At 43.9% G+C, this 15,936-nt stretch carries 18 protein-coding genes; 8 read left to right on the forward strand and 10 right to left on the reverse strand.

Features of this window, described 5'->3' with window-relative positions:
* Positions 1-23: 23 nt before the first annotated feature.
* The 4 genes from NST56_RS16775 to NST56_RS16790 form a co-directional block, all read right to left on the reverse strand.
* Positions 24-395, reverse strand: a complete 372-nt coding sequence (locus NST56_RS16775; protein WP_050549462.1) for a hypothetical protein — start codon at positions 393-395, stop codon at positions 24-26.
* Between the two features lie 58 nt (positions 396-453).
* Positions 454-1,806, reverse strand: coding sequence for a glucose-6-phosphate isomerase (locus NST56_RS16780; RefSeq protein WP_010331654.1), 1,353 nt, complete (start codon positions 1,804-1,806; stop codon positions 454-456).
* Between the two features lie 111 nt (positions 1,807-1,917).
* Complete coding sequence (locus NST56_RS16785) at positions 1,918-3,090, reverse strand: iron-containing alcohol dehydrogenase (RefSeq protein WP_268471502.1); 1,173 nt, start codon at positions 3,088-3,090, stop codon at positions 1,918-1,920.
* Between the two features lie 101 nt (positions 3,091-3,191).
* Positions 3,192-4,355, reverse strand: coding sequence for an iron-containing alcohol dehydrogenase (locus NST56_RS16790; protein ID WP_010331656.1), 1,164 nt, complete (start codon positions 4,353-4,355; stop codon positions 3,192-3,194).
* A gap of 239 nt (positions 4,356-4,594) precedes the next feature.
* Between NST56_RS16790 and NST56_RS16795 the strand changes: the two genes are divergently transcribed.
* Entirely contained in the window at positions 4,595-4,831 is a 237-nt protein-coding gene (locus NST56_RS16795) for a DUF378 domain-containing protein (RefSeq protein ID WP_010331657.1), read from the forward strand.
* A 45-nt stretch (positions 4,832-4,876) separates the two neighbouring features.
* Here NST56_RS16795 and yugI read toward each other — a convergent pair whose 3' ends face one another.
* The 3 genes from yugI to NST56_RS16810 form a co-directional block, all read right to left on the reverse strand.
* Positions 4,877-5,269: a S1 domain-containing post-transcriptional regulator GSP13 gene (gene yugI, locus NST56_RS16800; RefSeq protein ID WP_010331658.1), complete on the reverse strand. Its 393-nt coding sequence runs from the start codon at positions 5,267-5,269 to the stop codon at positions 4,877-4,879.
* Between the two features lie 201 nt (positions 5,270-5,470).
* A complete protein-coding gene (locus tag NST56_RS16805; protein ID WP_326218254.1) occupies positions 5,471-6,631 on the reverse strand; it encodes an aminotransferase in 1,161 nt (386 codons plus the stop codon).
* On the reverse strand, positions 6,632-7,132 hold the full coding sequence (locus tag NST56_RS16810; protein ID WP_010331660.1) for an Lrp/AsnC family transcriptional regulator: 501 nt from the start codon (positions 7,130-7,132) through the stop codon (positions 6,632-6,634).
* Positions 7,133-7,282: 150 nt separating this feature from the next.
* On the opposite strand from NST56_RS16810, the gene NST56_RS16815 reads away from it, so the two are divergent.
* Complete coding sequence (locus tag NST56_RS16815; protein ID WP_268448463.1) at positions 7,283-8,107, forward strand: alpha/beta hydrolase; 825 nt, start codon at positions 7,283-7,285, stop codon at positions 8,105-8,107.
* Between the two features lie 25 nt (positions 8,108-8,132).
* Here the strand turns inward: NST56_RS16815 and NST56_RS16820 are convergent, their stop codons facing one another.
* Positions 8,133-8,393, reverse strand: coding sequence for a YugE family protein (locus NST56_RS16820; RefSeq protein WP_010331662.1), 261 nt, complete (start codon positions 8,391-8,393; stop codon positions 8,133-8,135).
* Positions 8,394-8,482: 89 nt separating this feature from the next.
* Here NST56_RS16820 and NST56_RS16825 point away from each other — a divergent pair, with 89 nt between their 5' ends.
* The 3 genes from NST56_RS16825 (at position 8,483) to NST56_RS16835 (ending at position 11,490) form a co-directional block, all read left to right on the forward strand.
* On the forward strand, positions 8,483-9,646 hold the full coding sequence (locus tag NST56_RS16825; RefSeq protein ID WP_339177908.1) for a MalY/PatB family protein: 1,164 nt from the start codon (positions 8,483-8,485) through the stop codon (positions 9,644-9,646).
* Positions 9,647-9,771: 125 nt separating this feature from the next.
* Positions 9,772-11,058 carry a HAMP domain-containing sensor histidine kinase gene (locus NST56_RS16830; protein WP_010331664.1) on the forward strand — a complete coding sequence of 429 codons (1,287 nt, stop codon included), beginning with the start codon at positions 9,772-9,774 and terminating at the stop codon, positions 11,056-11,058.
* A 45-nt stretch (positions 11,059-11,103) separates the two neighbouring features.
* Positions 11,104-11,490: a kinase-associated lipoprotein B gene (locus NST56_RS16835; protein ID WP_010331665.1), complete on the forward strand. Its 387-nt coding sequence runs from the start codon at positions 11,104-11,106 to the stop codon at positions 11,488-11,490.
* A gap of 26 nt (positions 11,491-11,516) precedes the next feature.
* Here NST56_RS16835 and kapD read toward each other — a convergent pair whose 3' ends face one another.
* Together kapD and NST56_RS16845 are read right to left on the reverse strand one after the other, a co-directional pair.
* Positions 11,517-12,134 carry a 3'-5' exonuclease KapD gene (gene kapD, locus NST56_RS16840; RefSeq protein WP_010331666.1) on the reverse strand — a complete coding sequence of 206 codons (618 nt, stop codon included), beginning with the start codon at positions 12,132-12,134 and terminating at the stop codon, positions 11,517-11,519.
* A 77-nt stretch (positions 12,135-12,211) separates the two neighbouring features.
* The gene (locus NST56_RS16845; RefSeq protein WP_026014598.1) at positions 12,212-12,415 is read right to left on the reverse strand and encodes a hypothetical protein; all 204 of its coding nucleotides are present in this window, start codon (positions 12,413-12,415) and stop codon (positions 12,212-12,214) included.
* Here NST56_RS16845 and NST56_RS16850 point away from each other — a divergent pair.
* The 3 genes from NST56_RS16850 to NST56_RS16860 all read left to right on the forward strand — a co-directional run bounded on the left by NST56_RS16850 (position 12,348) and on the right by NST56_RS16860 (position 15,925).
* A complete protein-coding gene (locus NST56_RS16850) occupies positions 12,348-13,526 on the forward strand; it encodes a multidrug efflux MFS transporter (RefSeq protein WP_339177910.1) in 1,179 nt (392 codons plus the stop codon). The two genes, NST56_RS16845 and NST56_RS16850, sit on opposite strands and share 68 nt — an antisense overlap.
* A gap of 92 nt (positions 13,527-13,618) precedes the next feature.
* Positions 13,619-15,493: a transglycosylase domain-containing protein gene (locus NST56_RS16855; protein WP_168748634.1), complete on the forward strand. Its 1,875-nt coding sequence runs from the start codon at positions 13,619-13,621 to the stop codon at positions 15,491-15,493.
* Positions 15,494-15,511: 18 nt separating this feature from the next.
* Positions 15,512-15,925 carry a thiol-disulfide oxidoreductase DCC family protein gene (locus NST56_RS16860; RefSeq protein ID WP_229149077.1) on the forward strand — a complete coding sequence of 138 codons (414 nt, stop codon included), beginning with the start codon at positions 15,512-15,514 and terminating at the stop codon, positions 15,923-15,925.
* Positions 15,926-15,936: the final 11 nt, after the last annotated feature.

The raw sequence follows: 15,936 nt of genomic DNA on the forward strand, positions 1-15,936 counted from the left end.
ACAAGACTTCATTCAGAGGCTGATTACATGGAAATTGTTTTTTCCTTTGCCCGGCCAACCGAAAAGAAAGCGCATTCAATTAAGAAGTAAACAGTTATCGCTGCAGCAATCCCCGCCGCAGATTCCCATGAAACATATACAACAGCCGCATAGAGTCCTAACTTTGTTAAAAGGGTGTGAGAACGCTTCAATTGCAAAATCTGATGTACTGCATCAGTAAAAATGGCAAGCGGAAGCCCGATCAGAAGAAAGGTGTGGATAAAAAAGTGTGAGAGTGTGCCGCCAAGGTGGGAAGAAAACTCTGTATTCACGGCATCAAAGGATATGAGAATAACGAAAACTGCTGCCGATAAGCCCGCAATGATGAGATGTTTGACCATTTGTTTCATGAACATCAGCACCTTTCTGATTTGATAAAAAGCCGACCGGCTAATGCCAGTCAGCTTTCTTACATTAATCTTCGAGACGTTTTTCAAGCTCAGCTTTTTTCTCTTCAAAGCCAGGTTTGCCAAGCAATGCAAACATATTGACTTTATATGCTTCTACTCCAGGCTGGTCAAAAGGATTGACGCCGAGGAGATATCCGCTCATCGCACAGGCTTTTTCGAAGAAATAAACAAGATATCCAAAAGTATATGCATTCAACTCAGGAATGTTGACGATTAAGTTCGGAACATTTCCGTCTGTATGAGCCAGCATTGTACCTTGGAATGCTTTTTTGTTAACGAAATCTACCGTTTTTCCGGCTAAATAGTTTAAGCCGTCAAGATCGCTATCCGCTTCTTCGATTGTCAGCTCGTGTTTAGGTTTTTCGACATTCAGCACCGTTTCGAACAAGTCTCTGCGGCCTTCCTGTACGTACTGTCCTAATGAGTGAAGGTCTGTTGAATAGTTCGCAGAAGAAGGATAAATGCCCTTCTCGTCTTTGCCTTCACTTTCGCCGAACAGCTGCTTCCACCACTCCGCAAAATATTGAAGCGCCGGCTCATAGTTGATAAGCATTTCAATCGTTTTGCCTTTATTGTAAAGCACATTGCGAACGACCGCATACTGGTATGCAGGGTTTTCTTCCAATTCTGATGTGGCAAAATCCTTGCTCGCATCAAATGCGCCTTTCATCATGTCGTCAATGTTGACGCCGCTGACAGCAATCGGAAGGAGACCAACAGCTGTTAAGACAGAATATCGTCCGCCGACATCATCAGGAATGACAAATGATTCGAAGCCTTCTTCGTTAGAAAGTGTTTTTAACGCGCCGCGCTCTTTATCAGTTGTCGCGTAAATCCGCGCTTTCGCTTCTTCCTTGCCGTATTTTTCTTCCAGAAGCTTGCGGAAAATACGGAAAGCGATTGCAGGCTCAGTTGTTGTACCTGATTTAGAGATGACGTTAATGGAGAAGTCAACATCTTCGAGAAGATCCATGACATCTCTCATATATGATGAACTGATGTTGTTTCCGATGAAAATGACTTGCGGATTGCCTCGTTTTGCTTTTGGCAGTGTATTGTAAAACGCGTGATTAAGCGCTTCAATCGCTGCCCGCGCGCCGAGGTAAGAACCGCCGATACCGACAACAAGCAATACATCAGAGTCAGATTTGATTTTTTCCGCGCTTTTTTTAATACGCGCAAATTCTTCTTTATCATAATGTTCAGGGAGGTCCACCCAGCCTAGAAAATCGCTGCCCGCGCCTGTTTTTTCATGAATATTATGGTGTGCTGTTTTTACAAAGTCGCGCAAATATGTAAGTTCATGTTCGTTGAAGAAAGTCAACGCTTTTGAGTAGTCAAAGCGTACATGCGTCATTGCTTGTCCCTCCATAACGGTATAATGTTTTCATCTTTCACTTTATATGAACTTATCTGTGAAATCAAGTCAAGAAGAAAGGACGGAATGACTGCATTCCGTCCTTTGACATTAGAGTGACGCGCGAAGGATGGCAAGCACGTCATCTTTGTTCAGTTTTTGGAAGTTGCCGAAGCCGCCGTGCTCCATTTCTTTGGCTGCGATATCAGCAATCAGTTCCAGTTTTTCTTCTCCGATCTCATAGTCGGATAGACGGGAAGGCGCACCCAGACTTGTCCAGAACGCAGACAGCTTGTCGATACCTTCAAGCGCAATTTCTTTATCCGTTTTGCCCTCTGTATCAATGTCAAACATATTGAGCATGAGGTTTTTAAAGCGGCCGACATTCGTATCAAGCGTGTATCTCATCCAGTTCGGGAACAGGATCGCAAGTCCGCCGGCATGCGGAATATCATATACAGCTGATACGGCATGCTCCATTGTGTGAGAAGCCCAGTCGCCGAAGTAGCCCATTTGAAGCGTGCCATTCAGAGCGATAGTGCCTGCATATAGAATCGTCTCACGATGTTTATAATTTTCCAGATCCTCCAATAGTTTTGGAGCTGTTTCGATTACCGTCTGCAGAACGGCAAAGCACATTCTGTCTTGCAGCGGTGTGTTTTCGACATTATGGAAGTATTGTTCAAACACGTGGCTCATCATGTCAACCATGCCGTAAACCGTTTGATTTTCAGGCACTGTGAACGTATTTTCAGGGTCTAAAATCGAGAACCGCGGATGAGTTACATTGCTTCCCCATACAAATTTCTCATTTGTTTCCCAGTTTGTAATCACAGAGTCAGGGTTCATTTCAGAACCTGTGGCAGCAAGGGTTAGAACTGTACCAAACGGCAGTGCATCCTCGGCTGTTACTTTCTTGCTGAAAATGTCCCAAGCGTCTCCGTCGTATTTCACTCCTGCAGCGATCGCTTTTGTGCAGTCAATGACACTTCCGCCACCCACAGCAAGCAGAAAATCAATATCATGCTGTCTGCATAGGTCAATGCCTTTTTCCACAGTCGCAAGACGCGGGTTCGGCTCGACCCCTGACAGTTCATGGACAGCCGCGCCTTCTTCTTTTAATATGTCTGTTACCTGGTCATAAAGGCCATTACGTTTAATGCTTCCGCCTCCGTAGACAAGCAGAACATTTTTACCGTATTGCTTTAATTCTTTTCTTAATTGTTCAAGCTGACCTTTTCCGAAGATCAGTTTCGTCGGGTTATAATAAGTGAAATTTTCCATTGTAAAACCTCCATATATTGCTGTATCAAAAAACAGGTTAACAATTGTAACATAAGTTCAAAGAAAAAGGGAAGCAGCCTGATCGGCTGTTTCCCCTTTTGTTATAGAGATGCTTTTAAGATAGCAAGTACATCTTCTTTGTGTAGTGATTTAAACTGGCCGAACGTACCGTTGGCCATTGCCTTGTCGGCAATTGTGTCGAGCTGTTCGTCATTGATATCGTAATCAGCCAGTCGATTTGGAGCGCCTAGGCTTGTCCAGAAAGCAGACAGCTTGTCGATACCTTCAAGCGCGATTTCCTCATCTGATTTTCCAGCTTCCTCCACACCAAACACACGAACCGCCAGCTGCTTCATGCGAGCCGGGTTTTCTGACAATGTATGTCTCATCCAGTTCGGGAAGAGTATGGCGAGTCCGCCGGCATGCGGAATATCGTAAACGGCTGAAACCGCATGTTCTATATTATGAGTGGCCCAATCCCCTCTTGCACCCATTGACAGCATACCGTTTAAAGCGATTGTCCCTGTGTAAAGAATCGTTTCACGCAGTTCGTAATTTTCAAGATCATTGATCAGCTTAGGCGCTGTTTCGATGACTGTGCGTAAGAGCGATTCGCACATGCGATCCTGGTAAGGTGTGTTTGATACATGGTGGAAGTATTGCTCAAACACGTGGCTCATCATATCAACCATTCCGTAGATCGTGTGATTTTTAGGAACAGTAAACGTGTTCACTGGATCCAAAATGGAGAACTTAGGGAACACGAGCGGGCTTCCCCAGCCATATTTCTCTTTTGTTTCCCAGTTTGTAATAACTGAACCTGAGTTCATTTCAGAGCCAGTTGCGGCGAGAGTCAAAACAGTTCCAAACGGTAAAGCTTCCTTCGGCTGGTGTTTTTTCGTTACGATATCCCACGCGTCACCATCATACTTTGCCCCCGCAGCAATCGCCTTTGCACAGTCGATGACACTGCCGCCGCCGACAGCCAATAAGAAATCAATGTTGTTTTCTTTGCAGATCGCAACACCTTTATTAACAGTCGACACACGCGGGTTCGGCTCTACGCCTGCTAATTCATGTACCGTGACACCGGCTTTATTCAGCTGTTCCATCACTTGGTCATAAAGGCCGCTGCGTTTAATGCTTCCGCCTCCGTAGACTAACAATACATTTTTTCCGTAAGGTTTCAGTTCCTCCGGGAGTTTTTCAACTTCGCCGCGGCCGAAAATTAATTTCGTCGGGTTCCAATATGTAAAGTTTTGCATGACATCTCCTCCTTAGATTTTTATTATGCAGAATGCCTGCGCTCCATGTAAAGCAATCAGCTCGTTCTGTTTTCAGCGTATCAGACAGTTTTCATTTTCAAGATGCTGGGAATGGAACAATACAAGCTGAGTTTGAGCCGTTTCGTCCGGCTTCTCACAATATGGAGAATGCATGTATAGATTCTCCAATATGTCACAATCTATAACTGTTTTAATAATTCATGGAGGAGGTTGTAAACATGAGTACTATTCAGAGAATTTGTCTTGTATTAACGATCATTGGCGCTATTAACTGGGGACTGATCGGATTTTTCCAATTTGATTTAGTAGCAGCCATCTTTGGCGGCCAAGGGTCAGCCCTTTCCCGTATCATTTACGGACTCGTCGGAATCGCCGGCTTAATCAACCTCGGTCTGCTGTTTAAGCCAAACGAAGAAGCTTCACGAGAAGAAGCAGCGAAGCCTGAAATGCGATAGGATAAAAAAAAGCACCGAACATTCCTGTCCGGTGCTTTTTCATGCTTACTTTTTGATAAGATCTTTGCGGTTGGACATTTCGATCCACTCTTCAAGCTTATCTTTTAATGTGTTGAAACCTTGTGGTGCAGAAGCTTCTTCGCTCACTTGTGCTGATTTAGGTTTTCTTGGTTTGCTTTCTTTTTTCTCAGGCGCAGCTTGTGTCGCACGAATAGAAAGGCTGATTTTTCCTTTTTCTTCGTCAACAGCTAGTACTTTTACTTGTACTTCGTCACCAACGGAAAGGTGCTCGTTGATGTCTTTTACGAAACCATGAGTTACTTCAGAAATGTGTACCAGACCTTGAGTCTCTTCATCTAATGCAACAAACGCACCATACGCTTGTAATCCTGTAACTTTACCAGTGTAAACACTGCCCACTTCAAATTTTGCTGCCATTCATAACAACTCCTAAGTTAAATTAAATATCAGTTTATACGCAATTTAAAATTATATCATACATGTCTCATTTCCGCAAAGAAAACTTTTTTTATATGATATCAGGTTTAAGCATATCAAAAAGAGGGTATACTGCAAATACCAAAGGCTTTCTAGTATTCCCCCTTTTATTGGATGCGAACAAAAAGTTCGTATCTTTTTTTATGTTGTTTTGTGTAAGAAGCGTTTCATTCTGACCAATGCTTCTTGCAGCTGTTCAATTGATGTCGCATATGAACAGCGGATATATCCTTCTCCGCTCGGCCCAAACACATTACCCGGAACAACGGCTACTTTTTCCTGCAGCAAGAGCTCCTCGGCAAACTGTTCTGAGCTCATCCCAGTGCTTTTGATGGATGGGAAAGCATAAAAAGCACCGCTCGGATGGTGGCAGCTGAGACCGATTTCATTAAGCGTTTCGACAAACAAATTACGTCTCCTGCGGTAGCTCTTTTTCATCTTTTCTACATCTTCTATTCCGTTTTTTAACCCTTCAAGCGCTGCGTATTGCGCCATTGCAGGCGCGCACATCATCGCATACTGATGGATTTTAAGCATCGCGTTGCGAATTTCTGAAGGCGCCGCGGCAAAACCGAGTCTCCAGCCTGTCATGGCAAACGCCTTTGAAAATCCTGAAATAACAACCGTCCGCTCTTTCATCCCCGGTAATGCTGCTATGCTCGTGAATTCCTCATCGTATGTCAGTTCCGCATAAATCTCGTCGGCCAGTACGATTAAATCATGTTTTTTGGCAAACTCAGCAATTTCATGCAACTCTTTCTTTGAGTAAACCGAGCCGGTCGGATTCGAAGGCGAACAAATGAGAATAGCCTTTGTCTTTTCGGTCACTGCCGCTTCAAAATCCTCAGCTGTCGCTTTAAATCCTTTATCAGCCGTCGTATGGACATGAACCGGAACGCCGCCTGTCAAAGAGACAAGCGATTCATACGCCACAAAACACGGTTCTGGAATAATCACTTCCTCACTCGGATTTACAATGGCGCGGATTGCAATATCCAAAGCCTGGCTCGCCCCTACCGTCACAATCAATTCATCGTCAGGTGAGTATGTAAGATTAAACCGGCTGCTTACATAACGGCTGATTTCCTCTCGCAATGAGTATAAACCTGCATTAGCGGTATATGACGTATACCCTTGTTCAAGGGAAAGAATGCTTGCTTCCCGGACATTCCAAGCCGTTACAAAGTCAGGTTCTCCGACTCCTAAAGAAATAACCCCTTCCATCGTTGCCGCCAAATCAAAGAATCTGCGGATGCCGGATGGTTTTATTTGTTGTACATAATCGGATAAATAAGAAGTCATTTACGGTGACACCACGATTCTTTTGTCGTCGTCTCCCGTTTCAAATACTTTGCCGTCGTGCTTGTATTTTTTCAGGATAAAATGTGTTGTCGTAGACACAACTGAATCAAGAGTTGACAGTTTATCAGATACAAAACGCGCAACGTCAGACATTGAATTGCCGCGGATCACGACAGACAGGTCGTATACGCCTGACATCAGGTAGACTGATTCTACCTCTTGGAATCGGTAAATCCGCTCCGCCACTTCGTCAAAACCGACTCCGCGCTTTGGAGTGACTTTAACATCAATCATGGCAGTCACGCCTTCATGGCCGTCCACTTTCCGCCAGTCGATCATAGCGGAATAATCAATAATAACCTTTTCTTTTTCCAATTTGTCAATGATCGCTTTTACTTCATTTACAGGGATACCGGCCATTTTTGCGATTGTTTCCAGGTCGGCGCGGCTGTTTTCGTCTAAAATTTCTAATATTTCTGTTTCTTTATCGGTCAATTTCATTCATTTCACACCTTTGCAATGTCAAGAAATCTTCATGACATTATATCACGTTTTTTGACGAATGCTAAGAAAAAACGAGGAGAAACTTCCGCTAGAACTGACAATTTCAGGGCATAATACAGTACATCCTATGAAGGGAGTGACGGCAAAATGGAGGCGGTTACACCAATAAGACGTATTAAAGTCGGAGGCGTAAATGTATATTATGAGCACTATCAAAACCCGGGCAAACAAACAATTGTCTGCGTACACGGTTTTTTATCTTCTGCTTTCAGCTTCAGAAAATTAATCCCCTTGCTTCGGGACCAGTATGACATCATCGCGCTCGATTTGCCTCCTTTCGGCCAATCAGAAAAATCAAGGACGTTTAGATATACCTATCAAAACCTCGCTATGCTTATCATCGGACTCCTGGAGCACTTGCAAGTCAAACAGGCGGCGCTTGTCGGGCATTCGATGGGAGGGCAGATATCGCTGTCGGCTGCTCTATTAAAGCCTGAGCTCTTCTCGAAGATTGTGCTTCTTTGCAGTTCAGGTTATTTAAAACGCTCACACCCGACGATTATCTTCGGGACTCACCTCCCATATTTTCATCTTTATATCAAACGCTGGCTTTCCAAAGAAGGCGTGATGAAAAACTTATTAAATGTCGTCCACAACAAATCGCTGATTGACGAGGAGATGATTGACGGCTACGGCAAACCTTTTCAAGATGAACAGATTTTCAAAGCTATGACAAAGTTCATCCGGCACAGGGAAGGAGATTTACAGTCTGAGGAATTGAAAAAAATGAACAAACCCGCCTTATTGATTTGGGGCGAAGAAGACAAGGTGGTTCCGGTGAAAATCGGCGAACGTCTGCACCATGACCTGCCGGATTCCAAACTGTATTCATTGCGGGAAACAGGCCATTTGGTGCCGGAGGAACGCCCAGAATTCGTTTCCGAACGAATTGCAGAGTTTATCACAGAATAAAAAAACCGGTTTGTATACCGGTTTTTCAAGGCGTGCAAGAGCTGCTGTCTTTAATGAACAGCAGCTGTCCAGCCACATTCAGGCAGCTGTCGATCGGAAGTGTTTGTTCAAAAGAAGCTTCGAAAATATGCTGTATGCTTTTCGCTAACACTTTAGGATCGTCTTCATCATAGACGGCCTGAACGACATCAACAGCCTCCGTTTCATAAAAATCTTCACCATATTTAAACGGGTCCCATTTGGCAATGACATTGATCATTTCCCTGACCGCTTGACTTTCTTCCATTTTCATCACCGCTTATAATAAAATTTGCAGATCTATTTTATCATAGTTACGCTAAGAAAAATAAACATACCATAAGAGGTGGAAACAGAATGAACTTTGATAAACAAGTACAGCGCCTCGGCACCCAATCCCTCAAATGGGACAAGACAGGCGAATTATTCGGCGTGACAGACGCCCTCCCGATGTGGGTGGCGGATATGGATTTTCGTGCGCCGGAAGCCATAACAGAAGCATTAAAACAGCGCCTAGAACAAGGGATTTTCGGATATACAGCGCCAGATCAGAGAACAAAAGATGCAGTGTGTGCATGGATGCATAACCGGCACAGCTGGAAGGTGAACCCGGAAAGCATTACATTCAGTCCCGGGGTTGTCACAGCTTTAAGCATGGCGGTTCAGGCTTTTACAGAACCAAAGGATCAAGTGATTGTCCAATCTCCTGTTTACACGCCTTTTTACCATATGATTGAGAAAAACGGCCGGCGTATTTTACATAATCCGCTTAAAGAAAAAGACGGAACTTATGTAATGGATTTTGAAGATTTGAAAACAAAAATCAGTGATCCGAGCGTAAAATTGTTTATTTTATGCAATCCGCATAATCCTTCAGGGCGGGCATGGGGCCGGGAAGATTTATTGAAGCTCGGCGAATTATGCCTTGAACACGGCGTTACAGTCGTGTCAGATGAAATTCATTCCGATTTGATGCTGTACGGAAATGACCATACGCCGTTTGCCTCTCTTTCTGATGAATTCGCTGAGATTTCTGTGACTTGCGCGGCACCTAGCAAAACGTTTAATATCGCGGGTTTGCAGGCGTCTGCAATCATTATTCCAGACCGGCTGAAGCGCGCCAAATTTTCAGCCAGCCTGCAGCGGAACGGTTTAGGCGGATTAAACGCGTTTGCCGTGAGCGCAATCGAAGCCGCTTACTCAAAAGGCGGGCCGTGGCTCGATGAACTGATTTCTTATCTTGAGAAAAACATGGACGAGGCTGCTGCCTTTTTGACCAGCGAGCTCCCAAATGTCAAGATGATGAAGCCTGATGCGTCTTACCTGATCTGGCTGGATTTCCGCGCATATGGCTTGTCTGATGCAGAGCTGCAGCAAAAGATGCTGCACAAAGGGAAAATTATTTTGGAGCCCGGCACGAAATACGGCCCTGGCGGAGAAGGATTTATGCGTTTGAATGCAGGATGCCCTCTGGCAACCTTGCAGGACGGACTGCGCCGAATAAAAACAGCGTTAGAGTAAATATTCGTCACAAACGCCTTTACGTATCAATCGTAAGGGCGTTCTTTATTAAGAAATTTTGTATTTTACTTCTAATGATAAGTGTTATAATAGATTCATATTTTATACGAAAGGATTTCACTCGAATGGAAATTCTAAAAGACTATCTCCTACATATCTGCTTTATTTTGTTTCCTATTCTTCTTTACCAAGTGTTTTGGCTTGGAAAACCGTCGATCATTGTACCAAAAATCAACAACGTATTGGTCACGATATTTGCATGCGGCGCCTCAGTTTTATGCATTATATTCCCTATACAGGAAATGGACTACATCCAATATGGCCTTCAAATCATTCCTGTCATCATTTGTTTATTGTATATAAACACTGCTTCCGGGCTAACAGTCGCCGCATCCGTCTTATGTTTTGAACTGCTGTTTTTTGAGCCTTCCGCCATTTTTGTATACGCTTTGCTGCCTTTTCATATCATCATTCCAACTCTACTTCAAAAAAAGTGGCCATTCATGTCCAAAGCGAGAAAACTGCTGCTGTCTTTATTCATCGGTTGCTTGGAGATCTTCTTATTTTTCGCCTCCATCTTGGTTTTTTCTGCCGTGAATATTTTAAATTTTCAAAATTCAGAAATGATATATTATGAGGCAGCTGTCTCAGGTCTGTTCCGCTGCACCGTTCTTCTTTTAAGCATTTATCTGATAGAAAGCATCGCAGAAAATATCGCCCTGCGTTCCCAGCTTATCCATTCGGAAAAAATGGAAATTGTGAGTGAACTTGCGGCAAGTGTGGCTCATGAAGTAAGAAATCCGCTGACAGTTGTCCGGGGATTTGTCCAGCTGCTTTTTAATGATGAATCCCTTCAAAACAAATCCAGTGCGGATTATCAAAAGCTTGTGCTGTCAGAGCTTGACCGGGCTCAGGGCATTATTACAAATTATCTTGATATCGCCAAACAGCAATTGTACGAAAAAGAGATTTTTGATCTATCTTCTCTTATCAAAGAGACGAGCTCCCTTATGATTTCGTATGCCAATTATAAATCTGTGACAGTAGAGGCGGACGCCGAGCCGGACCTTTTGGTATACGGGGATGCAACAAAGCTGAAGCAGGCTGTGATCAACCTCATGAAAAACAGCATTGAAGCCGTTCCTACGGGTAAAGGGGTCATCCAAGTTTCAGCGAAAAAAATCGGCCATATAATCGTAATCAAAATCTCAGATAACGGTGTCGGCATGACGGATCACCAAATGCAGAAGCTGGGTGAACCTTACTATTCTTTAAAAACGAATGGAACGGGACTTGGGCTGACTGTGACGTTTTCCATCATTGAACATCACCACGGAACCATTTCGTTCAGCAGCAGCTTTCAAAGAGGAACCATTGTGACGATCAAGCTCCCCGCCGACCTTCCTCACTAGCAAATCAATTGGAACTTTTATAGAATGAATGCGAGGTGATAACAGATGAGTACATTTGAGAAAGGCTCTATCGTAAAAGGATTTTACAAAACAGGTGCATACATAGGAGAAATTACAGATTGCAGACCGCAGCATTATTTAGTCAAAATTAAGGCGGTTCTCACACATCCCGCTCAAGGAGACCTTCACCATCCAAAACAGGCAGATGTGCCGTTTTTCCATGAAAGAAGAGCGCTTGCTTTCGGCGAACAGACTAATATCCCCCATCACATGGTGAAGCCCTATGACAGTGAAGTGCCGGATTATAACGAGTCTTTGCGGGAAGCGGTTGCACAGCTGAGAGCCAAACTGGCCGGAGATGATTCACAATGGGCAAAGCGATCCCTGAACAATCTGGACGTTTTAGAAAAAGAATACTTTACCCGGCCATAACCCAGTCTGACGAAAGATTGGGTTTTTTATGTTGCGCGCCGGAATAGTTCAGATAAATCAATCCTCTCGCCGATTGTCGGCGGTTTTGGTTTTTCTAGGTACTGCTTATCCTGCTCGACAAGCTTAAAAAGCTTATAGGCTGTAAGAGCATCGTCAAGCGCCTTATGATGGGTGCCGGTTCCCTTATCTCCGTACTCTTCCGCAGCCTTCCACAAGCCGGTCAGTGTCCGGTCTCCAAAAAAGTTTTTATATTCAAGCGATAAATCTCTCATCTCCCCTTTAAAAGGGAAAGGAATATGGTTAAACATACAATTTTGCTTCAGCACTTTCATATCCATGTTTCCCCACGTGATGATCGTGCAATTTTTTTCAGGGTCAAGCTCATTTAGTTTACGGATAAAGTCCTCGAACCTCATCCCCTCATCTACTTGGTTTTGCGTAATGTTTAAAAATGATTTGCAGCGCTTCGTCAGCTTGGGGAATTTTTTCGGCCTAATATAACTCGAAAACGTCTCAACTACTTCACCATTAACCGACTTTACAATTCCTGCTTCTATGATTTCCGGAAAAAAATTTTGCGGACTGTATTTTCCTTCGGGCATCGTAAATTCGAAATCAATAATGAGTAAGTTGCCTGCCTCCACTATTTTTACACCTACCTTTCCTCCGATCAGAAGAATGCTATCTTTATAGTATATCGATTCTCCTTCTCTTCATTTCTTCATTTTCTAAAAATAATGAAATTTCCCAGCCGCATTGTTTCTTTTAAATGGTGCACTGTTTCTTTATAATTAGTAAGGAACCCGAAATAATAAGAAGGTGATGTTATTTCTATCCGCAAGAAAAACTTTGTCATTGTGTGGCTGGCGAATTTCTTTGTATCAGCCAGCACAACAATGATCATTCCTTTTCTCTCCTTGTATATTGAGACGCTCAGCACCTTTTCCAACGGCTTTGTGCAAAGGTGGAGCGGTTATGTGTTCGGCATTACATTTTTAATGGCTTTTTTGGTATCCCCGTTCTGGGGGCGGTTCGGAGACAAACGCGGTTACAAGAAAATCCTTTTGACAACCGGAATCGGCATAGCCGTCAGCATTTTATTAATGGGCTTTGTCACATCGGTTTATCAATTGTTTTTTCTGCGTATGGCTATGGGGCTTGTAACCGGATTTATTCCGACATCCCTTGCAATGATTTCCGCGCAGACGCCTAAAAGCTCAGCCGGCAAAACGCTTGGCACGCTCCAAATGGGGCAAGTATCCGGAAGCTTGTTCGGCCCGCTTTTGGGAGGCGTGCTTGCTGACCACTTCGGCTTTACGTATACCTTTTTTATCACATCCTTTGTAATTTTCTTGGCCGTTCTTCTCGTGTTATTCGGGGTCAAAGAACAGCCGCTCACAGAGAAGATGAATAAACGTCAGTCTTATACGAGAAAAGAAGTGCTCTCCTATATTTTTCAACAGCCCGCGCTTTGGGTCATGATGCTGTTAACCATGCTGATTCAAACAGGAAATTTCAGTATCCAGCCGTTGCTCGCTTTATATGTAAACGAGCTGCACGGACCTGCCAATCTGGCCTTTTTCTCCGGCATGGCATTTTCGGCAACCGGACTCGGCAGTTTGCTGCTGGCAAGAAAATGGGGAGATTTAGGAGACCGCTACGGCCACCGTCGCATCTTAATCGGGCTTTTAATCGCCGCCTCTTTATTTTTTATTCCGCAGGCACTCGCGTCTTCATTCAGTGTGCTTCTTGTTTTCAGGTTTTTATTCGGGATGGCGATGGGCGGCCTTCTGCCATGCATCACAGCGGCAATCCGCGTTCAGGCTCCCGGCTCCATCCAAGGAGAAGTCCTCGGCTACAATGTCAGCTTTCGCTTTTTAGGAAACGTTCTCGGACCTCTTCTCGGCGGTATTATATCGAGTCACTTCAATATCTCTGCAGCCTTTTATGTCACAGCATTTCTCTTTTTCGCAGGTGCCTGCCTGCTTTGGATCATGAAGAAATTCCAAAAAGAATCGTATGCCAAAGCAAGCTGATTTTCAGCAAAAATTGAGGAGTCTTCTAAATTTAACCTTCTCGTAAACTCAAAAGAATGGTACGATATGGCTAGAATTTAGGAGAAAAGAGAGTGACCATGTTACGAAAAATTATCGGATGGATTTTGCTCCTTTGCATAATCCCATTGTTTGCATTTACAGTTATCGCTTCCGGAAAAGAAGTAAAACAAATGAAGTCCCTGGATCAGGTGCTTGATAAGAATATTGATTTGAAAGAGATCAGCCTTGTTCAAAACAGCTACATGTACGACAGGGACGGGTCTCTGGTCTCGGAAATCGTCAGCGATGATGAGAACCGAGTGCTGGTTCCCTTCAACAAGATTCCCGAAGAAGTCAAACAGATATTTTTAACTTCCGAGGACCGCCATTTTTACGAACATAAAGGGTTTGACTTTATGGGGATGGTGCGGGCGGCCGCTTCCAACGTGAAGGACAAAAAGATTGACCAAGGGGCCAGCACCATCACACAGCAGCTTACAAGAAACTTGTATTTGAGCCACGAGCGCTCTTTCAGCCGCAAACTGACTGAGCTCGCGTACTCCTATCAGCTTGAGAAAAAGTATACAAAAAATGAGATTCTTGAAGCCTACTTAAATACGATTTATTTTAATAACGGCGTTTATGGCGTCGGATCAGCTGCTGAATTTTATTTCAGCAAACCGCTGAAATCTCTCACACTGGGAGAAATGGCTTTTATTTGCGCTATACCTAATAACCCTACATTATATGATCCTCTCAAGCATTTTGACTACACGAAAAGCCGTCAAGAACGCTTGCTTAAAGGGTTAAAAAATGCCGGGGTTATAACGGACAAAGAGCTGAAGAAAGCCGTAAAACAAAAAATCAAACTGGATGTCGAGGAGAAAGAAGACAAATTTCCAGACTACGTTTCCTACGTAAATGATGAATTCACTCAACTCGTGTCTGAATCTGAAGGTTATGATAAGCGTCTTCAAAAAGCGTCAGGAAAACAAAAAGACAAAATAGAAAACGAGCTGTCCGCTAGAGTCAGCACACTTCTGAAAGACGGTGTAAAAATTTATACCGCACTTGATCCGTACATGCAAAATCAAGTCGTAGCACAGATGAATTCGAAGCTGCCGTATGCGGGCGTACAGGGCGGAGCGGCTGTTATTAATCACCAGACGCATCAAGTTGTCGCTCTATCCGGCGGAAAAAACTATCATAAGTATGATTTTAACCGTGCCTACCAAGCATACAGACAGCCGGGGTCATCCATTAAGCCGCTTCTCGATTACGGACCTTATATTGAACAGACAGGTGCGACAGCAAGCAGCACAATTGATGCCGGCAAATTTTGCAGCAGGGATTACTGTCCGCAAAACTACAATAACCGCACATACGGCACAGTGACGCTTGATACAGCGTTTAAAAACTCGTATAATACACCGGCCATCAGAATGCTGGACCGTGTAGGCATCCAAAAAGCTTTCAGCTATATTGAACCGTATCATTTTTCAAAGCTTGTCAACAGCGACTATCTGCTGCCGGCGGCGCTTGGCGGATTTACACACGGCATGACGCCTCTCGAGATGACAAAGGCGTATACAACATTCGGCAACAGCGGCAGCTACACGCCGAGCCACGCGATTACAAAAGTGACGGATTTAAAAGGAAAAACGATTTATAAATGGAATGACAAAGCGACACAAATATTTAGCGTCCGCACAAACATGCAGCTGAAAAAACTGATGTCTTCCGTTGTCAAAAGCGGGACAGGGAAAAAAGCATATTTTAATGCGCCTTATATCGGCGGAAAAACGGGAACCTCAAATGATTATCATGATATGTGGTTCGTCGGCCTGACAGATACGTACACAATGGGTGTCTGGGTTGGAAAAGATACACCGAGCAGCGTTGAATACCTTCACAGTATCAGCCCTCAGCTTTCCATCTGGAAAGGAACGCTGCAAGCAGCTTATTAAAATCGGAGGGGATCTGCAGTGACATCAGAACAAATTCCAAATCGCGTATTACTGTTTGACGGTGTGTGCAATTTATGCAACGGGGCCGTTCAATTTATCATAAAACGTGATCCAAACGGTTTAATTTCATTTGCATCGCTTCAATCGGAAACAGGACAGAGCCTGCTGAAAAAAAGCGGGCTTCCGACTGAGCATTTTGACAGCTTTGTCTTTATTGAAGACGGCCAGGTTTACACTAAGTCAACTGCAGCCATAAAGGTTTTCAGGCATCTGCGGGGCCCATGGCGGCTCTTTGTCCTGTTTCTTGCAGTGCCGAAACCTGTCAGAGATATGCTCTATTCCGTTATCGCCAAAAACCGCTATAAGTGGTTCGGCAAAAAAAATGAATGTATGCTCCCCTCCCCTTCTATAAAAAATAGATTTTTACCATAAACGAAAAAATG

The organism is Bacillus sp. FSL R5-0560 (genome assembly GCF_037966305.1).
GTDB lineage: Bacteria > Bacillota > Bacilli > Bacillales > Bacillaceae > Bacillus > Bacillus mojavensis.